Genomic DNA, 6,868 nt, shown 5'->3' with positions numbered 1-6,868 from the left:
GCTTAACGACCTCTTTCCCTCTACTGGTTTTTTGTATGCCAGAATTTCTGAATTCTTCTCTTAAACTATATTGACTTTTCTGAAAGAAAAATTGCATTTTTAGAGTTATTTAATACAAATTTATGGCTCGATAAATTATCGTATATTTTATTAATTTATTTATGATTTTTTTTAAAATTAATTTAAATTTAAATTTTATGATATTTTTGCTTGATTTTTGCGTTCTTATTTTACTTAATGTAAGAGGATTCCTCCCCTGATAAAGGAATATATTTGTTTACTTATTTACACAAGTATTTATTAGGGTATTAAATAAAAAATTTACTTAGAATCGGATTATTTGTTGGTTACGTGAAAATTTGTATGGTTCCTTTTTTTTGAGCAATACAAATCGTGGTATATGTCACTTGCTTTTAGATTTTATTAACCATTCTGTGGTTATAAACCAGTTAAATTCATACTTTGCCTTAAGCACATAAGTTAGAAACTTAATTCAATTTTTATTGAATTCATTAAATCATAAAAATAATCTTAAATTATAAAAATAATTGTCTTTTATTAACTTGAATTTATAGGAAAAGCATCCTACTACTAAAATAGTAGACGACTGTTCGTGTTTACTAATAATATTGAATCTTCTCTTAAATAAGCTCTTTAATCCTGAAAATTGAAAGATCAACAATGGTTGTTTATTAACGGCGTTTGAGTCACTAGTTTAATAATACATTAGATGCTAATTAAATTATTAAAATAATTACTGTGGGAAGCAACGATAGATTATTTGTGCAAGTTTGTTCAAACCCCAATACTAAAAAGGGTTTTTAAAATGCTGAATTAGTAGCTCTCCTTTCAAGGCTGACAGGAAATTCTTAAAGTTTTTTATTATTATGGAGTTCTCAATGATAAATCTTTCAAAATGCAGGTATCACAAATTCTTTAGTAGCTATTTTAGGTTTGTAGATGTAATTTATTATCGCTATTATTTATTTTTTAAGGAGGATTATTTAAGGGAGCGATTTTTTTGTTACATAAATTGTCCTGTTATTCCAGGTAGGGGGTATAAGTGTAGGGGGTATAAGTATATAGTCAGGGGTATTTCGTACTGATTATTAGCTCTAATTTTTTTCACTTAATGAGAGAGTAGTTATCATGATTGGAATATTTATTTTGGGATTGTTTTGTAATAGGCTGGTATCAGTATTAATATAGGCTAAAGATTATTAGCAGTATTTTTGGTGATTATTATCTTGGAACCTTATAATTTTTTAGGTAGTTTTTTTCTGAATATTTATAGAATACTAGCCAAGCTTCACACATCTCGTATTACTCAATGTCTTTAAATGGAAAGAGTGATTTTTATAAAATTGTAATAGCTTTACTTTATTTTGTTCAAAATTTACTCTTGTTTGCTCTTCTAGAAAATTTAATTATTATTCTTTAAATGATTGTTATTCTTTATGTATAACAATGTCCGCATTAAGTAGTGGGTTAGGTGTATTATTATAATACTAATAATATTGAACATGTATAATATGCGTGTTGTAGGGTGAGTTATTGGTTTTTATTATGTTGTATTATTTTGTTTTTGTTGTGTAGCCCTTTATAGGAAAAGATTTAAAATAATTATCTTCTTTACTTCATACAATTTACTATCAGTCTACCTCATCCCTATGGGATAAATGAATTACCTTGGATTAATGCAATGATATAATATACTATTGATTAGTTTCATAATATAACATAGTCTTATAATATAACACTATTGCTTCTAAAATAGTAGCTGGGATAATAAATGAGATTATCCTGGGGTTTTTCTTTGATTTTTTCTTGGTATTTCTAAGGAAATAAGAAATAAATTTTTGGGTAACTATTTTGGTAAGGATTGTTTATTATTATTGGGATACTTGATCATGTTTTACTTTTAATAGTAAAGTTGCATCTAAATCTTTATGCTGCTTATTTTTAATAAATACATGCGAAAATCAATACATGCGAATTGTTTCCCCCCAAGCTTTGGTGAGAAGCTTGGGATGCGGAAAAAATCTATATAAAAATAGTGTTCGTTTTAATTTTTTATTACCAGAAAACGGGAGCTAGGTACCTAAATAAAATAGCTTCTATATGTTGAGAATTTCAGTTCAACAGAGAGCTTTGTTTTTGTTACTCAATGTATACAAGAAATTCCAAGGAAAGTTGTTTTTTTACAAAGAAACCTAATTTTCGAAGATGAATTGCTCATTGTTTTATATACCATGGAAGTATTTTTTTACCATAAAATCCATTATTTATACTGTCTATCCTCAGTATATTTTTTTCTAAAAGGCTATGGATATCGTTATCATTTCTCGAGTTATCCGGTAAGGTAAAAAGATATAAAAGGAAAAGAGCCAATGCTTTAAATACTCTCATAAATGCTCCTATTTGCATTCAGATTTCCTCCGACGATAAAATGACCATTTGGGCCCACTTGTAAGTGGTGTTATTTTTGGTAAGAGAGCCAAGCTTTTGATAAAAAAACTTAAACGAAAAAGCATTAAAACTTATGGACGTCTTTTGCAAGTCACCAAACGATATTGGGCAATCTTTATTCTTGGGATTATTGGTACGATAGTAGTTTCGCTAATTGATGCTGGATTTGCTTGGCTAATGAAACCAATTATTAATCATGGACTAATATCACATGATATCGGTTTTATTCGATGGCTTCCTTTAATCATTATATTAATTTTTTTATTGCGAGGGATGGCCTGGTTTTTATCAACTTATTTTATTAATCGAGTAGCTCGTAATATTGTAATGGATTTTAGACGGATGATTTTTAGTCATTTATTACGTTTACCTGCTAATTTTTATGATCAGCACAGTTCAGGTTATTTATTATCTACAGTAATCTACAATGTAGAGCAAGTTGCTCAAGACAGTTCTGATGCTTTAGTAATTACACTCCAAGAATCCTCTTTAGTAATTGGCTTATTGACGGTAATGTTTTTAGTCAATTGGGAATTAACCTTATTTTTTTTGATCATTACTCCAATTATTGCTTCGGTAATGAAAATTTGTAGTACACGGTTACGCCGATTAAGTACTATCGTACAACGATCTGTAGGTGAAGTTACGCATATTGCAAGTGAGGCCATAGAAGCTTATAAAGTAGTTCGTCTTTTTGGAGGACAAAGTTATGAAAATAAAAAATTCTGCAGTGCCACTAAAGTAAATCAACAACGTGAATTAAAAGTTGTAGTCACTAATAGTGTCAGTACTTCATTAGTACAATTACTCATTGCTATCCCGATTGCTCTGATTTTATTTGTTGCTACTCAGCCTTCTTTGAAGGTAACTGCCGGTAGCTTTGTTTCTGTAGTTTCTGCAATGATCATGATGCTTCGCCCTGTGCGTCGACTCACTATGGTAAATAGTTACATTCAAAAAGGTATTACCGGTGCGGAAAGTATCTTCAAACTGTTAGATGAAGACATTGAAAAGGACAAGGGAAAGCGTCATTTATTACGGGCAAAGGGTACCATAGGATATTCTCACGTCTCTTTTACTTATGATAAAAGCCAAAAACCTATTCTTTCAGATATTAATTTGACTATTGAGGCAGGACAAACAGTTGCATTAATTGGTCGATCGGGAGCTGGAAAGTCTACGTTAATTAATTTATTACCGAGATTTTATGAAATTTCCTCAGGTATCATTAAAATTGATGGCATTAATATTCAAGAATTTCATTTGCAAGAATTACGTAATCAATTTGCTTTAGTGTCTCAGAACACCATCTTATTTAATGACAGTATTTTAAATAATATTGCTTATGGTCAAGTAGGACGGATCGATAAAAGAAAAATTATAGAAGCAGCTCGAGCGGCCCATGCGATGGAATTTATTGATCAATTGCCTAAAGGCTTAAATACCTTTGTAGGAGAAAATGGTGTTCTTCTTTCTGGAGGTCAGCGTCAACGGATCGCTATTGCTCGTGCTTTATTTAAAAATTCTCCGATTCTTATTCTTGATGAAGCAACGTCTGCGTTAGATACCCACGCAGAAAGACATATCCAAACAGCGTTGGAAAACCTAATGTATCAACGGACTACATTAATAACTGCACATCGATTGTCTAGCATTGAGAAGGTGGATTGGATTATTGTAATGGAAGGGGGGCGCATTGTAGAAAAAGGAACTCATCAGCAACTATTGGCTTTAAAAGGAATTTATGCAGAATTATATCGGATGCAATTCTTGGAAAAATCCCCTGGGATTGTTGCTGCTGAGGATCTATAAAATGATAACAGCACCACAGTTTTGGTACCAACCACGATCTTGGATAAGTTGCCTTTTAATTCCTTTTTCTTTGTTATATCGACTGGCTATCGCTCTCCGAAGAGCGACCTATACTCTTGGGCTTAAAAAAAATCGACAATTTTCAATACCTATCATTGTAATAGGAAACATCACTGTGGGTGGATGCGGAAAAACTCCTTTAGCAATTTGGCTTCTAAATTATTTAAAAAAGCAGAGATTTCAACCAGGAGTGATTAGTCGTGGTTATGGTGGGCAAATTAAAAATCAGCCCCAAGTAGTTACGCCAAATAGTGATCCTCACCTGGTTGGTGATGAAGCGATTTTATTAGCAAAAACTGGTTGCCCAATGGTGGTCAGTATCAATCGAGTGGCTGCTATAGAACACTTATTGAAAAATTTCAGTTGCAATGTTGTTATTAGCGATGATGGTTTGCAGCATTATTCACTATCACGAGATATTGAAATCGCTGTTATAGATTCAGATCGTCAATTTGGAAATGGATTATACTTGCCGGCAGGACCTTTACGTGAACCTAAATCCAGATTAAATACTGTGGATTTTCTTATTACAAAGCAATTATATCCTGTAAAAATTTATCAATTAAAAAATCCAGTAAAAAAAATAAATTTTAAAGACTTACAAGGGAAAACTATCCATGCCGTTTCTGGATTAGGGAATCCCAACAGTTTTTTTCATCAGCTTGAATTATTAGGAGCAAAAGTAATAAAACACGCATTTCCTGATCATTATTTTTACCAGGAAAAAGATTTTAAATTCAAAGATAATAAAATAATCCTTATGACAGAAAAAGATGCAGTTAAATGTAAACAATTTAACAATGAGCGATTATTTTGTTTATCTGTTGCTTTCAAGGTTCCCGAAAAATTTTTACGAGATTTTTCTCAATACCTAGAATTTAAAATACGCTCTAAACATCTTTTCAAAAACCAGAGGTGATTGGGTACCGCCAATCTTTTCCAAAAGCGCGTTTTGTAATACGGATACCAATCGGTGCTTGGCGTCGTTTATATTCATTATGATTGATCATTCGGACTACTTTTTTAACTATATGAATATCAAAACCAGAAGCCGCAATTGTGTTCGGATCTTCATCTCTTCCAATATAACGTTCCAAAATTTCATCCAGCATTGGATAAGGTGGCAAGGTATCTTGATCTTTTTGATTGGGAGCTAATTCTGCAGAAGGTGCCCGAGTTAAAACACGCTCAGGAATAACCTGTGAAATAGTATTACGGTATTTACATAAACGATATACCATTGTTTTATAAACATCTTTTAAGACTCCGAAGCCTCCAGCCATATCGCCATACAAAGTAGTGTATCCAACAGCCATTTCACTTTTGTTTCCGGTGGTTAATACAATAGCTCCTTTTTTATTGGAAAGAGCCATTAATAATGTGCCTCGAATACGTGCTTGTAAATTTTCTTCAGTAACATCTTCTCGAGAGAGTCCCATAAACTCCGATGGAAGGCTTCCAAGGAAAGCTTTAAATATTGAATTAATATCAATAAGAAAAGTCGAAATTTTTAGTGCTTGAGCTTCTCTTTTTGCATCCTCAATGCTCATAGAAGAAGTAAAAGAGGATGGCATCAGGACTCCACTTACACGTGATGGCCCGATAGCGTCAACAGCAATGGCTAACGTTAAAGCAGAATCTATTCCTCCTGAAAGACCAATGATGGCGCTAGGAAACTTGTTTTTATTAATATAATCACGAACACCTAGTACGAGAACGTTATAAATCTTTTCTTCCTGTAGTGGTTCAGGTGGCAAAGGATACTTAGTGCAAACCTCTAATGGGTTTTTAAGATTAAATTTAATAACCATCAACTCTTCTTTGAAATAAGCGCCTTGCTGAACACGTTTTCCATTTTGATTAAATACCATTGAACCACCATCAAAAACAAGTTCATCTTGTCCTCCAATTAAATTTAAATAAATAATAGGGATACGATATTTTTGGGTACGTTTCGTTAATAAATCGCGTCGATGATGAGATTTGTCTTGACTGAAAGGGGAAGCGTTAATGCAGGCTATTAATTGTGCTCCGGCTTTGATAGCATGTTTTAATGGGCTTTCCAACCATAAATCTTCACAAATTAATAGACCAATTTTAATTCCCTTAGCTTCAATGATACAAGGTTGATCTCCGGAGGAAAAATAACGTTTTTCGTCAAAAACTTGATAATTAGGTAGAGTATGTTTTGCGTAGGTCGCTATTATTTTACCATCAGCAATTACTGCCGCCTTATTATAATAACGATTTTTTTGAAAATCTGGATATCCTACAACAATGGTAGTGTGTTTAACTGCTTTAGCAATTCGTTGAAGTTCTTGATGCACACGTTGATAAAGTGCAGGTCGAAAAAGTAAATCTTCGGGTGGATAACTTGTAATGGCTAATTCTGGAAATAATACAATATCTGCTTTATTCTCGCGATAAGCGCGATTAGCTGTATCGATGATAAGTTGGCTATTACCTTCAATGTCTCCAACTAGAAGATTAATTTGAGCTCCTAAAATAACTAATTTTCTCATGATTT

3 protein-coding genes are annotated in these 6,868 nt (G+C 32.4%); 2 read left to right on the top strand and 1 reads right to left on the bottom strand.

Annotated elements, in window-relative coordinates; all coding sequences use genetic code 11:
• Positions 1-2,505: 2,505 nt before the first annotated feature.
• A complete protein-coding gene (msbA, locus tag CLERM_RS02675; RefSeq protein WP_420838482.1) occupies positions 2,506-4,281 on the top strand; it encodes a lipid A export permease/ATP-binding protein MsbA in 1,776 nt (591 codons plus the stop codon).
• Between the two features lies 1 nt (position 4,282).
• Positions 4,283-5,260: a tetraacyldisaccharide 4'-kinase gene (gene lpxK, locus CLERM_RS02670; RefSeq protein ID WP_102157049.1), complete on the top strand. Its 978-nt coding sequence runs from the start codon at positions 4,283-4,285 to the stop codon at positions 5,258-5,260.
• On the opposite strand, the gene CLERM_RS02665 is transcribed toward lpxK, so the two are convergent.
• Positions 5,244-6,863 carry an NAD+ synthase gene (locus CLERM_RS02665; protein ID WP_102157055.1) on the bottom strand — a complete coding sequence of 540 codons (1,620 nt, stop codon included), beginning with the start codon at positions 6,861-6,863 and terminating at the stop codon, positions 5,244-5,246. The two genes, lpxK and CLERM_RS02665, sit on opposite strands and share 17 nt — an antisense overlap.
• Positions 6,864-6,868: the final 5 nt, after the last annotated feature.

Origin of the sequence: Coxiella-like endosymbiont, assembly GCF_002871095.1 — a bacterium.
Lineage (GTDB): Bacteria > Pseudomonadota > Gammaproteobacteria > Coxiellales > Coxiellaceae > Coxiella.
The sequence above is the reverse complement of the archived record's forward strand: the minus strand, read 5'-3'. Positions and strand labels throughout refer to the sequence as shown.